At 35.9% G+C, this 21,726-nt stretch carries 16 protein-coding genes; 10 read left to right on the top strand and 6 right to left on the bottom strand.

Annotated features, from left to right (window positions below; genetic code table 11):
* Positions 1–4 precede the first annotated feature (4 nt).
* On the bottom strand, positions 5–910 hold the full coding sequence (locus tag Q0871_RS07990) for a serine hydrolase (protein ID WP_299320790.1): 906 nt from the start codon (positions 908–910) through the stop codon (positions 5–7).
* Between the two features lie 266 nt (positions 911–1,176).
* Here Q0871_RS07990 and Q0871_RS07985 point away from each other — a divergent pair, with 266 nt between their 5' ends.
* The 3 genes from Q0871_RS07985 to Q0871_RS07975 are packed head-to-tail and all read left to right on the top strand — an operon-like array spanning position 1,177 to position 4,381.
* Entirely contained in the window at positions 1,177–2,238 is a 1,062-nt protein-coding gene (locus Q0871_RS07985; RefSeq protein ID WP_299320789.1) for a pyridoxal-phosphate dependent enzyme, read from the top strand.
* Between the two features lie 8 nt (positions 2,239–2,246).
* Positions 2,247–3,320 carry a DUF1611 domain-containing protein gene (locus Q0871_RS07980; RefSeq protein ID WP_299320786.1) on the top strand — a complete coding sequence of 358 codons (1,074 nt, stop codon included), beginning with the start codon at positions 2,247–2,249 and terminating at the stop codon, positions 3,318–3,320.
* Positions 3,317–4,381: a mandelate racemase/muconate lactonizing enzyme family protein gene (locus Q0871_RS07975; protein ID WP_299320784.1), complete on the top strand. Its 1,065-nt coding sequence runs from the start codon at positions 3,317–3,319 to the stop codon at positions 4,379–4,381. Before Q0871_RS07980 ends, Q0871_RS07975 begins: the two co-directional genes overlap by 4 nt.
* 4 nt (positions 4,382–4,385) lie before the next feature.
* Here Q0871_RS07975 and Q0871_RS07970 read toward each other — a convergent pair whose 3' ends face one another.
* From Q0871_RS07970 to Q0871_RS07955, 4 genes are read right to left on the bottom strand one after another with little or no spacing between them, the layout of a single operon-like run.
* Positions 4,386–7,016, bottom strand: a complete 2,631-nt coding sequence (locus Q0871_RS07970) for a glucosidase (protein WP_299320781.1) — start codon at positions 7,014–7,016, stop codon at positions 4,386–4,388.
* Positions 7,017–7,074: 58 nt separating this feature from the next.
* Positions 7,075–7,878, bottom strand: coding sequence for an amidohydrolase family protein (locus Q0871_RS07965; RefSeq protein WP_299320779.1), 804 nt, complete (start codon positions 7,876–7,878; stop codon positions 7,075–7,077).
* 3 nt (positions 7,879–7,881) lie between these two features.
* Complete coding sequence (locus Q0871_RS07960; RefSeq protein ID WP_299320777.1) at positions 7,882–9,036, bottom strand: DUF3800 domain-containing protein; 1,155 nt, start codon at positions 9,034–9,036, stop codon at positions 7,882–7,884.
* Positions 9,037–9,080: 44 nt separating this feature from the next.
* The gene (locus tag Q0871_RS07955) at positions 9,081–9,764 is read right to left on the bottom strand and encodes a cell division ATP-binding protein FtsE (protein ID WP_073242799.1); all 684 of its coding nucleotides are present in this window, start codon (positions 9,762–9,764) and stop codon (positions 9,081–9,083) included.
* Positions 9,765–9,919: 155 nt separating this feature from the next.
* On the opposite strand from Q0871_RS07955, the gene Q0871_RS07950 reads away from it, so the two are divergent.
* The 7 genes from Q0871_RS07950 to Q0871_RS07920 all read left to right on the top strand — a co-directional run bounded on the left by Q0871_RS07950 (position 9,920) and on the right by Q0871_RS07920 (position 21,021).
* Positions 9,920–12,937 (top strand): tetratricopeptide repeat protein, encoded by a 3,018-nt coding sequence (locus tag Q0871_RS07950; protein WP_299320773.1) that lies wholly within the window; start codon positions 9,920–9,922, stop codon positions 12,935–12,937.
* A gap of 31 nt (positions 12,938–12,968) precedes the next feature.
* Positions 12,969–14,723 (top strand): TonB-dependent receptor, encoded by a 1,755-nt coding sequence (locus Q0871_RS07945; RefSeq protein ID WP_299320771.1) that lies wholly within the window; start codon positions 12,969–12,971, stop codon positions 14,721–14,723.
* Between the two features lie 122 nt (positions 14,724–14,845).
* Positions 14,846–15,952, top strand: a complete 1,107-nt coding sequence (locus Q0871_RS07940) for an OmpA family protein (protein ID WP_299320769.1) — start codon at positions 14,846–14,848, stop codon at positions 15,950–15,952.
* 173 nt (positions 15,953–16,125) lie between these two features.
* Positions 16,126–16,887 carry an NYN domain-containing protein gene (locus Q0871_RS07935; protein WP_299320766.1) on the top strand — a complete coding sequence of 254 codons (762 nt, stop codon included), beginning with the start codon at positions 16,126–16,128 and terminating at the stop codon, positions 16,885–16,887.
* 78 nt (positions 16,888–16,965) lie between these two features.
* Complete coding sequence (locus Q0871_RS07930) at positions 16,966–18,786, top strand: DUF885 family protein (RefSeq protein ID WP_299320764.1); 1,821 nt, start codon at positions 16,966–16,968, stop codon at positions 18,784–18,786.
* 131 nt (positions 18,787–18,917) lie between these two features.
* A complete protein-coding gene (locus Q0871_RS07925; RefSeq protein WP_299320762.1) occupies positions 18,918–19,295 on the top strand; it encodes a hypothetical protein in 378 nt (125 codons plus the stop codon).
* Between the two features lie 151 nt (positions 19,296–19,446).
* Positions 19,447–21,021 carry an amidohydrolase gene (locus tag Q0871_RS07920; RefSeq protein ID WP_299321270.1) on the top strand — a complete coding sequence of 525 codons (1,575 nt, stop codon included), beginning with the start codon at positions 19,447–19,449 and terminating at the stop codon, positions 21,019–21,021.
* Between the two features lie 65 nt (positions 21,022–21,086).
* Here Q0871_RS07920 and Q0871_RS07915 read toward each other — a convergent pair whose 3' ends face one another.
* The gene (locus tag Q0871_RS07915) at positions 21,087–21,626 is read right to left on the bottom strand and encodes a DUF2911 domain-containing protein (RefSeq protein WP_299320759.1); all 540 of its coding nucleotides are present in this window, start codon (positions 21,624–21,626) and stop codon (positions 21,087–21,089) included.
* Between the last annotated feature and the right edge of the window lie 100 nt (positions 21,627–21,726).

Below are 21,726 nucleotides of genomic sequence, written 5' to 3'. Positions count from 1 at the left end.
ATACCTAAAGTACAGGCTTTTTTAGTACCTTTTCAATTGGTTTTACTAAATCTCTGATAATTTGTTCGCCATTGGCATCATCTATCAAAGCAACTAGAATATATCTTCTGTTACTGTCCTTGCCCCAAACCAATATGGAGTCAGAATGGTAGGTACGCCAAGAACCCGATTTTCTGAACAATCTGGCATTTGGTGCAATCTTATCTAACGTATTTACAAATTTATGGTGCAGCTCTGGATCTTCAAGAATATCTAGCATCTGCTTAGATCGTTTTTGGTTCACTAGCTTACCGTTCGCCAATAAATAGTAATACCTACATACTTGGGTGACAGATGCAGCGTGACTCAAATTTTTTAAAGGTTCTCGGTTTGTTTCTCCGCCACCTCCGTAGCGCTTACCAACCCAAAGTCCACCACCTTTTTGCTCATCGTAAAAAGCATATTTAGGATCTGTCATAACCGATTCAAGCTTCTCGTAACCAACGCGGTCTATCATTCTGGTTGCAGCAGAATTATCAGATTTACTGATCATTAGTCGCATATCTTTTTTAACCTCTGCGGTTTCTTTTAATTCGCTTTTTTCAATAGCATCCATAGCGGCTAAAAGAATAGCTATTTTAGGTAAACTAGCGGCATACATCATATGATTACCGTTTACACGTGCAAAACGCACATTTTCTGGATTACTTAGATCAACTAGACCAACTGCCATTTTCTTTTGTACGATCAAATCGTTCCATTCTGGGTGCGATGATAATTCATCTCTTAAGTTCGTTTGTAAAGAACTATCAAGCAGTTTTTGTAAGGGCTTGATCTTCGAATTATCTATTCGTAAGGGTAACTCATCTTGTGCGTTTAAGACAGCACAAAATAGAATTGAAAAAAGAAAAAAGATTCGGGTAGCTTTCATTGATTTTTGCTTATTTAAAAATGTAGTCAAAATTAGGTAATGCACTGATTTGTTAAATGTTAATTTTTGTATTTCTATAAAATTTTAAAACTGCCGTAAAATAACTGTGTAGCCCTATATACTGTAAAATGCTGTGTTAAAATTCTAAATATTTTCAGATTATATAGTACCTATGCGTCCCTTTGTTTAAAGAGCAAATGGGTTAAAAATTTATATTGACATTCAATTAAATAACTGTATCTTAAAAATGGAATATATGCAAACTTATGAATCTTAAAGATGGCGTTAAAACAGCTGAGAATAAAGTGTCGATAGAGGCACGTAAACTTAGCGATATGGTTAAAGATACAAGCAAATCTTTAGTAGACCGTTTAGAGTGCTTTGAAGATATTATAAGTTTAGAAGTTGGCGATACGGGTTTACATAGAGCCAAAACATTAGAGCGTGAGTTCAATGTTCGTCAGCTATATCTAAAATATGAAGGTGACAACCCTACCGGAACCCAAAAAGACCGTATTGCTTTTGCACAATTATACGATGCACTGCGTCGTGAGTTTACTGTGGTAAGTTTGGCTACTTGTGGTAATTATGGTGTGGCAATGGCGCTGGCATCTGATTTAGCGGGTATTGCCTGTAAAATTTACATTCCAGAAAGTTACCATACCGATCGTGTAATTGAAATGGAAACTTTAGGTGCTGAGATAATTCGTTTACCTGGTAGTTATGAAGATGTGGTTACCGAAAGTTCTCGGTTAGCAGCCGAACATGGTTGGTATGATGCCAACCCTGGTGGTGCCAACACTCCGCTACAAATATCTGCCTATGCACAAATTGCACAAGAGATTTTTGAAGATTTAGGCGATGCGCCTAAATATTGTGCAATTCCTGTTTCTAATGGAACGTTGTTCGCGGGAATTTATAGGGGATTTGTAAATCTATATAAAAGAGGAAAGACTTCTCGTATTCCTAAAATGATAGCGGCATCATCATCGCGTAAGAACCCGATTGTGGAGTCGTTTTTACAAAATTTAGATCATTGCAAAGATTTGAATCCCGCAGCAATTAAAGAAACAAAATACAACGAACCATTGATTAACTGGCATAGTTTCGATGGGGAAGAGGCATTGTATGCATTGAAAGAATCTGAGGGAGAAGCTTTTAATGTCAGCGATAAAAAACTGAAAGAGATGACTTCTCTTTTATATAAAAAAGAAGGATTTCGAATTTTACCGGCATCTACAGCGGGTTTGATCGGACTCTTAGAATTAGACGAAAAAATGAATTTTGAGCCTGACCGTTTTGTGGCAGTGCTCACTGCAAAAAATTAAATAAATAGATGAAAAAAGTTATAGACGGTAAGGCATTGGTATATTGTGAGGGAGCATTTAATACTCCGAATGGTAAAACTGCACACGGGCTGGTTCGCTTTACCGAGCGTTATGATGTTGTGGGTGTTTTAGATGAAAAATATGCAGGTAGAGATGCCGGTGATGTTTTAGATGGTAGACCTAATGGTATTCTTGTTTTTAAAGATTTAGAAACTGCGATTGTAGCACTTACCGCTAGTGAGAACCTACCAAGTTATTTGGTTATTGGTCTTGCTCCAGATGGTGGCAGATTGCCACAAGTGGCAAAAGCGACCATTAAAGCTGCTTTGCAACAAGGTTGGAATGTAGATAGTGGCTTACATGATTTCTTAACTAATGACCCTGAGCTTGTGGCTATGGCTAAAGAGAAGAATGTAAGAATTAGAGATATAAGAAAGACTCCGGATCGTGATCAATTACACTTTTTTACGGGTGATATTGAAAAAGTAGACTGCTTGAAATTAGCGGTTCTAGGAACGGATTCTGCGCTAGGAAAACGAACTACGGCTTGGATATTGGTTCACGCATTTCGTAATGCAGGTAAAAAAGCAGAAATGATTGGAACCGGACAAACAGGATGGATGCAAGGTGCTAAATATAGTATGGTAATGGATAGCTGTATTAACGATTTTGTTTCAGGTGAAATTGAACATGCTGTGGTAAGTGCCTATAATAATGAGGACCCAGATGTCATTGTTATTGAAGGGCAGGGAAGTTTAATGAATCCTGCTTATCCTGGCGGATTTGAAATTCTAGCTGCCGGTAGACCAGATTATGTAATTCTGCAACACGCGCCAAAAAGAGTAGAGTATGACGGATTCCCAGGTTATAAAATGCACTCTTTAGAAGAGCAAATAAATGCTATTCAAGTGATTTCTGGTAAGCAAGTTATAGTAATTACTGTTAATCATGAAGATATGGAAAAAAGTGAAATTCTTGATGTTTGTAAGGCTATTACCCTAGAAACTAAACTACCTGCTTTTGATGTATTAGAGTATGGTGCTGAAGATTTAATTACACTTTTAATGACAAAATTAAAATGAAAATTACCCATATTTCTTTTGAGTGTTTAGATCTTAAATTGTCTGACCCTTATACTATTGCTTACGAAACAATCGACCGTACCAGTAATTTTATTTTAAAGGTTGAAACTGATACTAAAATTGTGGGTTACGGTTGTGCGGCACCTGATCCTGTGGTTACTAATGAGTCGCCAAGTGATGTTACCTATGCTATTAATAATATCATTGTTCCGTATTTATTGGGTAAAGATCCATTTACGTATGCATTGTTGTTGTTAGAACTGAAAGAGTTATTGGGTAAAAGGTCATCGGCTCTTGCAATGGTAGATTTGGCTTTGTTCGATATCATGTCAAAAAAGGCTGAGGTGCCTTTGTATAAATTTTTAGGCGGATATCGTACTAACATTGCTACCAGTATTACTATTGGTATTATGGGTGTAGATGAAACTTTGTTGAAAGCGACCGAATTTGTAAACCAAGGCTTCACTATTTTAAAAATAAAAGGTGGTGCTAATCTTGAAGAGGATATTGCCAAAATGAAGATGATTCATGAAAAGTATCCTAATATTGAATTACGATTCGATGGTAACCAAGGCTACTCGGTAAAAGAGTCGGTAGCTTTTGTAAAAGCAACAGCAGCCATAGGTATTGAAATATTTGAACAACCAACAAAAGTTGAAGCAGAAGAACGACTGGGAGAAGTAACCGATCAGGTGAGTATTCCCGTTATGGCAGATGAAAGTTTAAAAACTTTGACAGATGCATTTCGTTTGGCACAAAACGAGCGTGTAGATATGGTAAATATTAAGCTTCAGAAAGTTGGTGGTATTTGGGTAGGAATGCATATCAACTCAGTAGCAAAAGCTGCGAAATTAGATGCCATGGTAGGGTGTATCGATGAATGCGGATTAGGTATCGCTGCCGGTTTACATTTTGCCCTATCTAGACCAAACATTGTGTATGCTGATCTAGACGGACATTTAGATATTATTGATGATCCATATCATTCCATATTTAAATTAGAGAAGGGAATTTTATACCCTACTGAAAAATATGGTTTAGGTTTCTCAGAATCTAATTAAAGAATTAGTCGTTTTCTAACTGCTCAATAAGGTTGGCTACTAAAGCGGTCCAACCTGTTTGATGCGAAGCTCCCAAACCGCGACCATTTTCGCCGTGAAAATACTCGTAGAATAATATCAAATCCTTAAAATTAGGGTCTTGGTAGTATTTCTCGTAGTTCTTATTGATGGCTCGGTTTCCGGCTTCATCTTTCTCGAACATCTTAATAAGACGTTTACTCAATTCATCACTAACCTGTTTTAGATTCAGTAGTTTTGAGCTTCCCGTTGGGTATTCAAAAAGAAAATCATTGCCATCATACCATTGGTATTCACGTAATGCCTGAATGAATAAGTAATTCATCGGCATCCAAATAGGACCGCGCCAGTTAGAATTACCACCAAATAAAGAAACGGTAGATTCTGCAGGTTCATAATCAATAGAATAATCTATACCATCAATATGAATTTGATACGCTTTCTCATGTATTTTAGATAACGACCTAATGCCGTAATCGCTCAAGAATTCTTTCTCATCTAAAAGAGCGGCAACTAATTTTTGCATTCGATCTTTCGGAACCAATGATAAAAGCAAATCCCCATCTGCTTCATATTGCTGAATAACCTCGTATTTTAAATTCTCGGCACGGTATTTCTTAAACCAAAGCACACTTGCCTTAAATTTCGGGAATTTGTCTAAAACACTTTTCTTAATCGTAAGCACAGCTGCCAATGATAACATACCGGCAATAGATCGTACTTTTATAGTAGTCGATTGTCCGTCAGGTAATGTCAATCGGTCATAGAAGAACCCTTCGACATCGTCCCATGTATTGGCTTTATCAGTGTCCATTTTGTTCAATGCTTCGGCTATGAATATGAAATGGCCGAAATATTTGGTTGCCATATCTTCATACGAATCGTCATGTTCTGCAATCCGCAAACTAATCTCTAACATATTTAGACTGTACATGGCCATCCAAGCGGTACCATCTACTTGATCTAGAGAACCACCACCGGGTACACCATGGCTACGGTCAAAGACTCCGATATTATCCAAACCTAAGAATCCGCCTTGAAAAACATTGTTGTCATTTCTATCTAAACGGTTTACCCACCAATTGAAGTTCAAGTTGAGTTTATTAAACATTCGTTTTAAGAACTTAATATCTGGTACACCGGTAATAGATTTATCGGTTCCATAAATTTGTAAGGTTGCCCATGCCTGTACTGGCGGATTTACATCACTAAAATTCCATTCGTACGCAGGTATTTGTCCGTTAGGTGCCATGTACCATTCTTTGGTGAACAATAGCAATTGGTCTTTCGCAAACTCTGGGTCAATTGAGGCGAACGATGCACAATGAAAAGCAGAATCCCACGCGGCATACCAAGGGTATTCCCATGCATCTGGCATAGAAAGTATATCGTGATTGCGCAATGTTTTCCAATGGCTGTTACGACCTTCTAATCTTTCTTTTGGCGGCGGAGTAGTTTTGTAATCACCATCTAACCATTTTTCAACTTCGTAGTTATAGTATTGCTTCGTCCAAAGTAAACCTGCAAATGCTTGTTTTAAAATTGCTTTTCTATCTTCGGTTGCTTTTGAGGCTATTTCATCATAGAATAGAGCACACTCTTTTTGTCTCTTTTTGAATATGGAATCAAAGTCTGAAAAAGGTGCGTCAAGGGTTTCTTTGGTCAAACGAAGTTGGAATGTTTTTGATTCACCACCATCTAAAATGACTTGATATAAGGGCGCAAATTTAGTGCCCGAATTATTTTTTGTTGCTAACTCAAAATCATTGTTACAGACAGCGGTATGGAACAAATCTTTCTTAAACGGATGATCATTCTTATCCTTATAAACCTTTTCTCTATTGGTTTCGTTTTCTGTAAAGAATAACTGCGCTGCCTTTTGAAAATAAAGATTGTATTTACCCACGTACGGGTGGTCTATGTGAACAGATGGGTTTGCTTTTGTCCCTTGTTGAGTGATGGTCGGTTTTTTGGGCATTTCTTTAAATGACCAATGATTACGCATCACCATTTGCGGCAATAACGTAATAGGTGCAGGTTTTGAGTTTCTATTGGTTATGGTAATTTGAATAAGAATATCGGTTTCATCGCCTTTTGCATATTCTGTGCTTACATCAAAATAGGTGTTGTCATCGAAAATACCAGTATCCAATAACTCGAATTCTAGCTCTTTTCGATTCCGTTTTTGATTTTCGTCAATTAATTGATTGTACGGGTATGCTTTCTGAGAATACTTGTACAAATACTTCATGTAGGAGTGCGACGGCGTATTCTCTAAATAGTAATATAATTCTTTTACATCTTCACCATGATTACCCTGCGGACCAGTTAACCCGAAAAGGCGTTCTTTTAAAATAGGGTCTTTACCGTTCCATAAACCGATACTAAAACACATATTGCAATAACGGTCGCTAATACCTGCAATACCATCTTCACCCCAACGAAAAGCACGACTTCTAGCATGGTCATGTGGTAGATAGTTCCAAGCATCACCACCTGCACTATAATCTTCACGTACCGTTCCCCACTGACGTTCACTTAAATAGGGTCCCCATTTTAACCAATCTTTTTCTTCTGTATGTTGTTGGTCTAAACGCTTTTTTTCAGGGTTTTTCATTTGGTGTTTATTAAAGTAATTGCCGGTTGTTAGTCGAACGTAATATTATATACTAAAGCTAATTGGTGTCAATTTTAAAAAGTTCTGCTGCATTTTTCCAGAGAATCAATTCTTTCTTTTCATCGGTAAGATCTAATTGCCCCATGAATTTTAAATACGATTTCATGTTAGAGATAGGCCAATCAGTTCCATATAGAAGATACCTTGGGTCACCGGCATAAGTGATCATCTCTTCAATTTCCTTTTTCATGTAGCGTTCAAATTTATCAGAGAAGTCACCTAAAACCAACCCTGATATATCTGCGTAAACGTTTTTATTTTTATAAACGACCTCCATACAGTCTTTGATCCACGGGTTACCCACATGGCAAATCACGATTTTTAAATCGGGATAATCAACCGCCAAATCATCAATATGAATAGGGTGGGAATATTTAATTTTTCCGGTAGGGGCATACGTGTCACCAGAATGAAACATGACAGGAACGTCATACTCAATCGCCATTTCATACATGAGTTTAAATCGAATATCATTCGGATAAAATGGCTCGTAACCGGGGTAGAATTTTAAGCCTTTAATGAATCCTTTTTCAAGGTAATTGCTAATTTCTATTACATCTCTGTGGTTGTAATGTAAATAGCTAATACCCGATACTACACCTAAATTGTTGTAACCTTTTACAGCTTCTACCACTTGTTTGGTACTCGGTCTATGTTCATTGACTTTGTAGGAGGTAAGCACCAAAGAATAATCAATATTATTCGCTGCCATGTTTTCAGAAAGCTTATCTAAACTTTCGTTTAATGAAACCACTCTATCTTCATGATAGTTGTTGATGTGGGTATGTACGTCTATGATCATTGGTTATTTTTTAATATCAATTATCCTTTTAAGATAGTCGAAATCTTTTTCATCTAATAAGTTGATATTTCTAGATGTTACACTTTTAATTATGATATCTGTCTTTCTCAAAGTTTCAATCATCGGAATTATTTTTGAGCTATAATTGTTGTAAAAACGAATTATATCACCACGACAACAAGGAATCTTATATCCGCTTTGAGAACTTGTTATTAAGATTTTATTTTCCCTCAAATTACCTATTACTTCTTTACTAAATACACGTTTAGTTATATGAATATTGCGAATTTTAATTCTATCGATTATTTCATCAGAGTAGATATATTGATAGGGGTCTCTTTTAAATCTATAAATTAAATAGTTTAAACATATTAATTGATTTTTGATTTCTACAGCAGGATTGTCTTGATTTATGTTAATGAAGTTATTGATTTTAAAGAATAAGAAATCAACTAATTCTTTATTGTATTTTTCATCTTCTACATCAATATTGTGAAATCGATTTCGAGGATTTTCGGGCCATTCTCTTAAATGTAGAATATTTTTCTCTAGTACCTGAAGTATTTCAGAACTTCTAGGGCTTATTTTCTTAGGCTCATAACATCTTGACAAACTACCAGCAATAAAATCGGCTAATTGAATTAGTGGTTCATCCTTGCTATCACTAAAAGCAAACTTTGGACCTCTGAAAAGTTCTGTTTGTTTGTGATTTTTTTCAACATATTCAATGAAACCATTCATAAATTTTTCAGAACCATGATTATCCGAAACTAACTTTAAATAGGGGTAATAGTCATAAAGTTCTCTATTAAATAAACCATTTGTGTATTTGTAAAAACTATCTCTGAATTGCAATCCACTGTTTTCAAAAACTTTTCTTTTATCTACGATTATACTGTAAATTTTAAAATTGAGTTTTGTGATTTCCTTTAAGAATTTTATTCTTTTGTCTAAATCCTGGAACGCTTTTGCGCTTGATTTAATTTCTGGTGCTTGTGTGTATTTTGATGCAATTTTAACAAATTGAAGTCTAGTTTCATCAACGTAATGTTCTTCTAGAATAATTGCAGTTACTATAAAAAATGTTGAAACACCGTCCTTTGTAAAATGAATACTTTTATCACCTGATTCATCAATAAACCCTATTTTATCACTCAATTTTTTATAGTTAAGATGTTAATGGGGACTATATTTATTATTTTTTAAACCGCCCTCTGCACCACCTCAAACACCTTATTCGCGTCGCACTTAATGGTTTTAGAAGGGAATTTTAAAATCAACGCATAATCATGTGTTGCCATTAAAATGGTTCTTCCAGATTTGTTGATTTCCTGCAAAACCTTCATGACCTCTACACTGGTTTGCGGATCAAGGTTTCCGGTAGGCTCATCGGCAATAATTAGTTCTGGATCATTTAATAATGCACGTGCAATGGCAATACGTTGTTGTTCTCCACCAGAAAGTTCATGTGGGAACTTAAATCCTTTAGTTTTCATACCCACTTTTTCAAGCACGTTTGATACTTGGGTATCCATTTTAACCTTATCCGTCCAGCCAGTTGCCTTCAATACAAAAAACATATTCTGGTTGATATTTCGGTCTGGTAATAGCTTGAAATCTTGAAAAACAATACCCAGTTTTCTACGTAAAAATGGAATATCTTTTTCTTTCAATGTTTTAAGGTCAAAGTCAACCACATGACCTTCACCTTTTTGCAAAGGCAAATCGCCATATAGCGTTTTCATAAAGCTACTTTTACCGCTACCGGTCTTACCAATAAGGTATACAAACTCCCCTTTGGCAATTTTTATAGTTACTTCACTCAACACCAAACTTTCTTTTTGAAAAATAGAGGCATCCTTAAGTTCTAAAACAATCTCTTCCATAACGCAAATGTTGTTATAAAAGTAATAAGTTCCATTTGATATTAGAGAACCCTTTTTTAAAATCTTTTATTTTGAGTGCGTATTACACATACTTAGGTACAATTTTTGCCGTTATCACATGTGATACTGGTAATTCTAAATAGGTACAGAACACTATGCTTAAAAAAATCACCGCTTTTATTCCATTGGTATTCGGTTTGGTCGCTTTGACAAGTGCCCAAGAAACTAAGATCTATACTCATGAGCAAAAGGCTTTTCAAGACGCGCTAGCGCTATACAACAACGAACAATACCAAGCGGCACAGACCATTTTCGAAAAGGTCAAAGTGTCTACAAAAGATGAGGAGACCGCTGCCAATAGTGCTTACTACGCAGCCAATGCGGCAGTGCGCTTAAACCAGATGGGTGCAGACCGATTGATGGAAGATTTCGTGGAAAAATACCCCACTTCTACCAAACGTAATTCTGCCTTTGCCGATGTGGCAGAGTACTACTTTCAAACAGGTAAATATCCGTATGCTCTAAAGTGGTACAACAAAGTAGATCAAAGCTCCCTTTCTCGTGGCGAGATGGATAAGTTTAACTTTAATTATGGCTACTCTTTATTCTCATCACGTAAAACGAAAGAGGCTGAAAAGTATTTAGAAAAAGTTGCCAATTCTCAAGTATACGGATCTCAAGCAAAATATTACTTGGGTTATATCTCATATCAAGAAGATGATTATGAAACGGCAAATCAGCGTTTTGATCAAATTACCGATCAAGATGTATTGGAGGAAAAGCTGAGCTATTATCAGGCTGATATGAATTTTAAGCTAGGTAAGTTCGATGAGGCGATCGCTTTGGCGAAAAAACAACTGCCAAAAGCTGACAGACGAGAAGTATCTGAACTGAACAAGATTATTGGGGAGAGTTACTTTAACTTGAAGCAATATGAAAATGCGATTCCGTATTTAACAGAGTACAAAGGTAAAGGTGGTAAATGGAGCAATACCGATTATTACTACTTAGGTTATGCTTATTATAAAGGAGGCGATTATAGTAATGCCATAGCTCAATTCAATAAAATTATTGGAGGTACCAATAGCGTTGCTCAAAATGCATATTATCATTTGGCAGAATGTTATTTGAAGTTGGATAAGAAGCAGGAAGCTTTAAATGCTTTCCGTAATGCATCTCAAATGGACTATAGTGCCGAAATTCAGAAAGATGCATTTTTGAATTATGCACGTTTGAGTTATGAGGTGGGTAATGCCTATGAGCCGGTTCCTCAGGTAATCACAAATTATTTAAAAACGTACCCGAAAGATGAGCATCAAGATGAGATGCAGACCTTGTTGGTAGATTCATACATTACTTCAAAGAATTTTGAAGGTGCAATGACGTTGCTTGAGGAGAATAAGAATTACGCCAGTAAAGCAGTCTATCAAAAAGTAGCGTATTACAGAGGTATCGAACTTTTTATGGAAGACGATTATAATGCTGCAGCTGAAAACTTCAATAAATCTTTAAACAGTGCAGAAGACATGCTATTTAAAGCAAGAGCTAATTACTGGAAAGCAGAATCTGATTATTTATCTAATCGTTTCAATGAAGCAGTACAGGGGTATACGTCGTTCAAGAATAATCCGTCCGCAAAGAATACAGAAATGTATGCCGATGTAGATTACAATTTGGCATATGGCTATTTTAAACAAAAAGATTATACCAATGCCATTACCTATTTCAATTCGTTTACAGCCAACGGAAATACAGAAGTAGAAAAATTACATGATGGTTATTTAAGATTGGGTGATAGCTACTACGCTACTAGTAAATACTGGCCTGCTATAGAAACCTATAATAAAGCACTGGCTTTAACCGGACCAGAGAAAGATTATGCTTTTTACCAAAAAGCGATGAGCTATGGTTATGTGGATAAAGGTGATAGCAAAATTGAAAACTTAGAAGAATTTGTAAGTCAATACCCAAGATCTAGTTTTAAGGATGATGCCTTATTTGAATTAGGAAACACCTATGTTTCTCAAGGTCAAGAGAATAAAGGTCTTGCTGCTTACGATCGTTTGATCAGTGAATACAGAGGTAGTTCTTTAGTGCCTCAAGCATTAATGAGACAGGGATTGGTAAATTATAATGCCGCTAGAAACGAAGCTGCCTTGGCAAAGTTTAAAACGGTTGTTCGTGATTTCCCAAAAACACAAGAAGCAATACAAGCTGTGGCGACGGCAAAACTGGTCTATGTAGATATGGGTCGTGTAAACGAATATGCAGAGTGGGTTCGCACGCTCGATTTTGTACAGGTTACCGATGCTGAATTGGACAACGCTACTTTTGATGCTGCACAAAAACAGAATTTAGAAGGTAATGTTGATGCCGCTATTAAAGGATATAAAAATTACATTCAACAGTTTCCAACTGGTTTACATGCTGTAGATGCTAACTTTAGTTTAGCGCAATTGTATTTCGGAAAAGGGGAAAAAGAATCGGCTTTACCGTATTACAAGTATGTTGCCGATAGAAGCACGAGCGAATATGCAGAACAGGCATTAACTCGTGTATGTGAAGTTTATATTTCTAAAGATGATTATCAAATTGCATTACCATATTTATTAAAATTAGAGAGTCAGGCGAACATTTCACAGAACAGAACATTTGCACGATCTAACCTAATGAAAGGGTATTACAAGCAAAAAAACTATCCAAAGACGATAGCATATGCCGATAAGGTATTAGCAACTTCAAATATCGATAATAGAATTAAGAGTGATGCGCATATTATGATTGCAAGATCTGCCATTGCAACCAATGACGAGGCAAAAGCAGAATCGGCATATGCTGAGGTCTTACAAATAGCATCGGGTGAAACAGCTGCAGAAGCTTTGTATTATAACGCCTATTTTGAGCATAAAGATGGAGCTTATGAGAACTCTAATATTGCAGTTCAAAAATTAGCTAAAGATTATGCAGCGTATAAAGAATGGGGAGGTAAAGGTTTAGTGCTCATGGCTAAAAACTATTATGCATTAAATGATGCTTACCAAGCAACCTATATTTTGGAAAGCGTAATAACAAACTTTACGCAGTACCCAGAAATTGTTGCCGAGGCAAGAGCAGAACTGGCCATCATTAAATCGAAAGAGGCGAAAAGTAATTCATCGGTTGATCCTAATTAAGAAATTTACGTACACCAGAAAAAGAACACCTATGTACAACAAACATATATTTACGCTTATATTTTTAACGCTTGGCTTTCAAGTTGTTTTTGCTCAAGAAGAAGAGGAAAAAGATTTGGGTACAGAAACCGTAACGGTAACTAAAGCATACACGCCAACGGTTTCAGATGCTTTTAAGATTAAGTCGGTTCCGAATATGAACGACTCTATTGTCTTACAGAAAAAGCCTATTAATTATAGTATTTTTTCCGTTCCCGTAGCATCTACGTTTACACCTAATAAGGGTACGGCATCTAAAGTTGAAAGATTGCCACCACCGGTATTATATAATTCGTATGCCTCTTTAGGTGCGGGATTGTATGGTAATGTGTTGGGCGAATTTTATACCAGTAGAACCATTAATAGGGATGAGAATTTCGATATTGGTTTCAATCACTTATCGTCTCGTGGCGGTATTGATGGTGTAGAATTAAGCGATACGTTCTATGATACCAAATTAGACGCATCATACGCAAAGCGTGATCGCGATTTAGATTGGGGAGCGGCGATTGGTTTACAACATCAATTGTACAATTGGTATGGTATTGAGCCAGGAGTATTCAGTGAAACGGTACTAAATAGTATTGATGAACGCCAAAATTATTATATGGGTGAAGCTAGTGGTCATATTAATGTAGAAGACGCTTATTTCAAAAGAGCGGATTTAAAATACCGACGATTTTTTGACGCGGTAAGTTCAGGTGAAAACAGAGCGATATTCAATACCGGATTTGAGTTTCCGGTTAACGAAGAGACTTTAAATGCAAAAGTAAATGTTGATTATGTTGGCGGTACTTTTGAAAATGCTTCTGTAAGCAGTACTACCAATGATAATGGAATATCTTATAGTAATTTGCAAGTAGGTATTAATCCGTCTTTAAAAATGCTACGAGATGATCTTTCGTTGAATTTAGGAGTGAACTTAGTATATGGAATGGATTTGGAGAATAGCGAAAGTAACTTCTATATCTACCCTGCCGTGACAGCTTCATACAGATTGTTAGATGAAACGGTAATCGCTTATGGCGGAGTAACGGGAGAATTAAAGCAGAACTCTTATTATGATTTAGTAGAGGGTAATCCATATGTATCTCCTACATTAAATATTGCGCCTACAGATAGTCAGTATAATGCTTATGTAGGTTTTAAAGGTCAGTTGTTGCCTAATTTGAGTTATAATGTAAAAGGGTCATACTCGGCAGAGAATAACAGACCATTGTATACATTGAACCCGAGAAATGATTTTAGGTCAGATGATAAAGGGTACTATTATGGTAATTCATTTGATGTTTTTTATGATGATATCAAAACCTTGGGAATTTTTGGTGAGTTGAATGTTGATGTCAACCGTAATTTTACAGCAGGTGTAAATGTAGCCGTGTATGATTATAGTACAGAAACCGGTAACCCAGCTTGGAACTTACCAAATTTGAAAGCATCGTTGTTTATGGATTATCAAATAGGGGAGCAATGGTATGCAGGTGCCAATTTATTCTATGTAGGCGAGCGTGATGATTTTTCGTCAACTGCATTAGAAAATGTTCCAACAAGCGATTTTCCGGCAGCGTTAATAACCTTAGATGGTTATTTTGATGCCAATGCACATATTGGGTACCGTTATACAGATCAGTGGTCGTTCTTCATAAAAGGAGCAAACCTTTCTAATAACGCATACCAGCGTTGGGCTAATTTTCAAGTTCAAGGAATTCAAATTTTAGGAGGAGCTACATATAAGTTCGATTTCTAGAATTTATAATAAAATTTAAAAGATTAAAAACGCCCTTCTCATTTTTGAGAAGGGCGTTTCTATTTAGGTCAATTACTCCATTTTATAGGATTTCAGTATTTTAGAGATTCTGTACAAAGCGCATGTCTACTAGAATACCACATATAGGAGTTATAAGCATGTTGATGCTTTGCATGCATTTTAACGGATTTGGACAAAATTTGGTAGTGAATCCCAGCTTTGAAAAGTATAGAAAGTGTCCGGTTAAATTGGGTAATCTTGAAAAGGATGTAATAGATTGGAGTATGCCCACCTTGGGTTCTACAGATTATTTTAATGGTTGCAGCGTTGCCATGGGTACGCCAGAGAATTTCAATGGCAAGCAACCTGCAGATTTCGGAGTAGGGTATGTTGGGTTTTACATGTATGCACCCAATGATTACAGAGAATACATTCAAGCAAAATTTAATACAACATTAAAGAAAGGAGAACGCTACGCTATTTCATTTTATGTGAGTTTAGCAGAACGGTCAGATTTTGCTGTGAAGGAATTTGGTATACGGTTTACCGAATTTCCTGTTGAGGTTGAGACTAGCAAAGTACTATCAGGATTGCACTTGTCTAAGATGAAGGGTGAAGTATCTGAAGAATTGGAAATATCCTATTCTAAATATTATTCCGATGAAATCAAATGGGTGAAATTGACTACGGAATTCGAGGCGTCTGGTACGGAAAATTATATGATTATAGGTAATTTTAAGAACAACAAACGAACGCAGAAATATCAGACCAAAAGAAAAATCACCAAAGGCTCTTATTACTATTTAGATATGGTTTCGGTATTGAACGTGAAATCAAAATCTCAAAACTCACAGGTTACAGAACTAAAAGAATATGATTTGGATAGTGTGCACATATTTAAAGACGTCTATTTTAATTCTAACAAGTCTAAAATAAGTGGAAACCATCAGCAAGAAATGGAATCGCTGCTTACTTATTTAAAAACGAATTCAAACATCAATATTAAAATTTTTGGGCATACCGATGATATTGGATCAGATAATTTTAATAAAATATTGTCGGTTAGGCGAGCCGATGAAATAGTTGGTTTTTTAATCAAGAACGGAATTGAAAAAAGTAGAATAAGTTCAAAAGGATTTGGAAGCTTAAAACCGATTTCAACCAATACAACTGAATCGGGTAGATTTCTCAACCGGCGAGTAGAGTTTGTATTAAGTAAGCCAGATTAAATAGTTCGTATTTGTTTAGATGTGCAAATACTTTATTGCATGATTAAGGTTGTTCGTCAAAAGCCACTTACAATGTCTAATAATCCGCAGTAAAAAAATCATTTTTAACTTTATCGGTTAACATCTTGCTATTCAAGTAGAAATCAAATTACCTTTACATAAAACACTACAAAATGGATTTGAATTTAGCAGTATTAATAGATGGCGATAATATACCGTCTGCCTATGTAAAGGAAATGATGGAGGAGATTGCTAAATACGGTAACCCTACCATAAAACGAATTTATGGTGATTGGACCAATCCACGTTTAGGGAAATGGAAAAATGTTTTGCTTGAAAATGCGATTACACCTATACAGCAATATGGGTATACACAAGGTAAAAATGCAACGGATTCTGCTATGATTATCGATGCTATGGATATTTTGTATGCAGGCAAGGTTAACGGGTTCTGTATTGTGAGTAGTGATAGTGATTTTACGCGTTTGGCTACACGATTAAGAGAGGCAGGTATGCAGGTATTTGGTATTGGGGAGCGTAAAACTCCTAATCCGTTTATTGTAGCTTGTGATAAATTCATTTATATAGAAATTCTTAAGGGTAGATCAGTAGAAGAAACTTCAGATGCTACAGACAAAACTCCGACAGAAAAGAATACGGTTGATAAGATTACGCCAAAAGCATTACGTTTTATTTCAACAACTATAGATGATGTTGCCGATGATGATGGTTGGGCTTTTTTGGGCGATGTTGGTAGCTTATTACAAAAGAAGCAACCTAATTTCGATTCTCGTAATTACGGATTTCAAAAACTGACTCCGCTAATCAATTCCATTCCTCATTTCGAAATTGAAAGAAGAGAAGATTCTAAGGGACGTAAAAAACTGATTTACGTAAAAATTAAAGAGAAGGCGAATTCCAAATCCAAAAAGTAAACGGTTTCTATAATTCCATATAATAGACTTCATTCCATAGTATTAGTTTTTGTATTTTTCAGTACAAATTCTAATACTATGATTCGTACACTTTGGCTTTTATTATTCGTTGCTGTTATTACTTCATGTAAAGAATCTCCAAAAGAAGAACAGATCGCCACAACGAAACCTATTGCTGAGGTTTTTACTGAGTTTTATGAGTTTAAGAAAAGCATCAACCCCATAGAGGCTACCAAAGCTGGCTTTTCAGAATATAATGATACTATAGCCAATTACATTTCTGATGATTACATTTTACATCTAAAAGATCGATACTCTTATTTTTTAGATGAATTAAGTAAATACGATTCCACGAACGTTAGTGCTGCAGATTATATGAGCATGCGCGTTATGCAGTGGGATTGTGCTGTGAAGTTAGAAGGTGTAATGAGCCCCATAGTAACGGTTGCTTCCCCAATCTACGATCTGCCAAGTTTTGAGTTAATGCCACTTTTTCAGATACAATCTTTGCATTTATATGTTGCCCAGCTATCAGGTGGCACAAGTGTACAGCCGTTTAAGAGCATTGAAGATTATAATAATTGGCTAAGTAGGTTAGAAGATTATTTAGTGTTCTTAGATACGTCTATTGAGAAGATGAAAATAGGTGTGAACAAAGGTGTGGTGCTGCCTAAAGTACTTACCTTAAAATTGCTACCACAGATTCAATCGTTTATAGATGCTCCGCTTGAAGAAAATCTGTTTTACCAGCCGATAATGAATTTTCCCGATGGCTTGTCTGATGTTGATATGGATATTCTTCAAAGTAATTATGAAGATTTCATACAAGAAAAACTGACGCCTAAATATGTAGAATTAAATCAATTCTTTACCGAGGTGTATTTACCGGCTTGTAGAGATACAGACGGACTATTAGACTTGCCAAATGGAAAAGAAACGTATCAATATTTAATAAAACTACATACGACAACAAACATGGCAGCAGATGAAATTCATGAATTGGGCTTGTCTGAAGTGGCTCGTATTTCTAAAGAAATGGAAGCGGTTAAAAATGAAATAGGGTTTAAAGGAGACTTAAAATCATTCTTTAATTCTCTGCGTAATAAAAGAGAACTGATGCCTTTTTCAAAACCTGAAGAAGTAATTGAAAGTTTTAATGTTATTAATGAACGTATTGCTTTACGAATAGATTCTTTATTTGCGTTAACACCCAAAGCAGGTTTTAATGTGCGTAGAACCGAAGCATTTAGAGAAGCATCGGCAAGTGCAGAATATGTACCAGGGTCGAAAGATGGGTCTAGAGCGGGAATTTTCTATGTTCCGATTCCTGATGTGAAGAGTTATAACATGGTGCATGATGAAGCTTTGTTTTTGCATGAAGCCATACCTGGGCATCACTTTCAACTAAGTCTACAGCAAGAGAATAGGAATCTTCCTGAGTTTTTACATCCTGAGAGTATGGGTGTTTTTGTAGAAGGATGGGCGTTATATGCAGAATCTTTAGGAAAAGAATTGGGAATTTACACTGATCCATACCAATATTTTGGAATGTTGAGTATGGAGATGCATAGAGCAATTCGTCTAGTAGTAGACACAGGTATTCATGCAAAAGGATGGAGCAGAGAAAAAGCGATTCAATATTCTTTAGATAACGAGGCAGAATCTGAAGAAAGTATAATTGCTGAAATAGAGCGTTATATGGCAACGCCAGGTCAAGCGCTATCGTATAAAATTGGTCAGTTAAAAATTCGAGAACTAAGAACGCAGGCAGAGAAAGCTTTAGGTGATAAATTTGATATTAGAGAATTTCATAGTCAAATTTTAGACTCAGGTAGTTTACCTTTGGTACTATTAGAAGAAAAAATAACGAGTTGGATTGTAGCGAAAAAGAAATTGTAGTAGTAAAAACCTTACAATTTGTAAAATAATTTTATATTAGTATCGTTACTAATGCATATAAAACAATACTTTATAAAATGAGCACTAACCATGTTTTAATAAAAATTGTCTTATTTACAAATGTTCTATTTATGAATTCGTTTATCGAAAATCGTTCGATAAATTCATCATATGATGTATTAGAACATGAGCAAATAATTGATAAAAATCCTGTTTTGGGTGTTTGGGAGTTTTTAATGCCTGAGGCTGATGCACCTTATAGAAAGGGGCGAATTTTTATTTCACAACCAAATGACGTCTACCAAGTTGTAATTAGCTTAAAAACGGGGTCATTAAATGGTCAAGATGTAAAGGTTGATAATAACCGAATCAATTTTAATATTAATAAAGAAGGTATTGATCGTATCTCTTTTGTTCTTGAAGTAGAAGGAGATAAGATGATCGGAGAATCTTATTCTGAAAGTGGCTCAAACGAAGTTTTAGCTAAGCGACATATACCTGTAGAATAAAGATTTAAATCTTTCCGAAAAAATACTTAGTTTTCAGTAATTATTTAAAAAGGCACTTATAGCCTTGTTTGACAATTTTACTAACTAACTATTTTTTGTTTTGAAAAAACTACTTCCAATTTTACTCGTATTATTATCTGGTTGCGAACTCATGAAAGAGAAAGTCGACCTTGTAATCGTAAATGCTAAAGTCTATACTGTAGATGATTCCTTTTCTGAAGCTCAGGCTTTTGCCGTGCAAGATGGTAAATTTATTGCTGTAGGTACTACAGATGAAATTCGTGATGTTTATACTTCAGACCAATTAATCGATGCCGATGGTAGAGCTATTACTCCCGGTTTAATAGATGCACATTGCCATTTTTACGGATTAGGACTTACCCAGCAAATAGTAGATTTAGTAGGGACTAAAAGTTTTGATGAAGTATTGGAGCGCGTAAGAGCTTTTCATACAGCCAACCCAAAGTCTTTTGTTAGAGGTAGAGGTTGGGATCAGAATGATTGGGAAGTAAAAGAATTTCCGACAAAAACGCAATTAGATACTATTTTTCCTGATATACCTGTAGCATTAGAACGTGTAGACGGTCATGCATATTTGGTGAATCAGAAAGCTTTGGATATGGCTGGTATTGACTGGAGTACTAAAGTTGAAGGTGGTGAAATTGTAAAAAAATGGGAAAATGGCTATTCTGGTATTACTGGTATTTTGGTCGATAACCCAATGACGCTTATAGATAGTATTATGCCATCGCCAACATTGGAAGACAAAATTAAAGCATTAAAAGACGCAGAAAGAATAAGCTTGAACCACGGACTTACAACTGTAAACGATGCGGGATTAGATAGAAGTACTATTGAGCTTATCGATAGTTTGCAGCAGGCAGGTGAATTATCGATTAGAGTATATGCCATGGTAAGCAACAATAAAGAAGATGTAGATTACTATATAAATAAAGGTCCAATTAAAACAGATCGATTGAACGTACGATCGATAAAAGTTTATGGCGATGGAGCATTAGGTTCTAGAGGTGCTGCTTTAAAAAAAGAATACAGTGATCTGCCTGAGCATTTCGGGGCAATGATTACTCCTGTTGCAGATATTGAGGCTTTGGCTCAAAAACTGGCAAATTCAGAATATCAAATGAATACCCATGCCATTGGCGACTCTGCAAATATTGCGGTATTAAGAGCTTATAAAAATGTGCTACAAGGTAAATCTGATAGACGATGGAAAATTGAACATGCCCAAGTATTAACAGAAGGTGATTTCGATTATTTTGAAGATGGTATTATTCCGTCAGTTCAACCAACACACGCAACAAGCGATATGTATTGGGCAGAAGATCGTTTAGGGGAGAGAGTAAAAGGTGCTTATGCGTATAAAACGTTATTAAATAAAGCAGGTACAATTGCGCTAGGAACCGATTTTCCTGTAGAAGATGTAAGTCCGTTTTTGACATTTTATGCTGCAGTAGCAAGACAAGATACTAGTGGATATCCAAAAGGAGGTTTTCAAATGGAAGAAGCGTTATCTAGAGAAGAAACCTTGAAGGGAATGACTATTTGGGCAGCGTACTCTAATTTTGAAGAAGATGAAAAAGGTAGTATAGAGCCAGGTAAGGTTGCAGATTTTGTCATTTATGATAAAGATATGATGACGGTTCCAGTATCAGAGATTCCTACCATTCGTGCCGAGCAGACTTTTGTGAACGGTATAGTTCGATAAAAGTAAAAAGCAAAAAAAAGCCTCGGTCATTGACCGAGGCTTTTTTTAATATATCGTGTTTCTAATTACATAGTAATTGGAACAGCAACTCTTGTTTTGTCCCAACCCATTACTAGTTGAGCACCACCGTTAGCTTCTTTGAAAGCGATTGAAAATTCTTCAAGTGACGCAGCATCAGAACCGTTAGGTACTGTTACACGAGCAACATCAGAAGCTTCATCATAGAAATAAGAACCCCATTGGTTCAAGTTTGTATTCAAAATAACTGTCCACTCATCTGCACCAGGTATAGTGAATAAAGAATACGTTCCAGCTTTAACATCTTTACCGCCGAATTTTACATCCTTATAAAATGTAATTTCAGGAGCTTCGTTCGCACCTGTTCTCCATACTTTTCCTGTTGGAGCTAATTCTTCCATAGAACGACCTTTCAATTGTGGTCTTCCGTAAATAATACGTACTGCCTTTTCAGAAACTTTGTAATCTGTAGGGTAGGCAGCCATATCCATTGGGCTTTTGTCTATTCCAGAGAACTCTTGAGCAGATACTGTTGAGGTTAAAACTAAGGCTAACATTAGTGTAGCTAGTGTAAATACTTTTTTCATAATCATTTGTTTGGTTTTCTAGGTCATAAAACTAAGCAGTTCCTTACAGTAGTATTAATAAAAAGAAGTTAAATTTTTGATTGTTACATTTCATTACGTT

Source organism: uncultured Maribacter sp. (assembly GCF_947500985.1).
Taxonomy (GTDB): domain Bacteria; phylum Bacteroidota; class Bacteroidia; order Flavobacteriales; family Flavobacteriaceae; genus Maribacter.
Note: the sequence above shows the minus strand (reverse complement) of the source record. Positions and strands in the feature narration are given on the sequence as shown.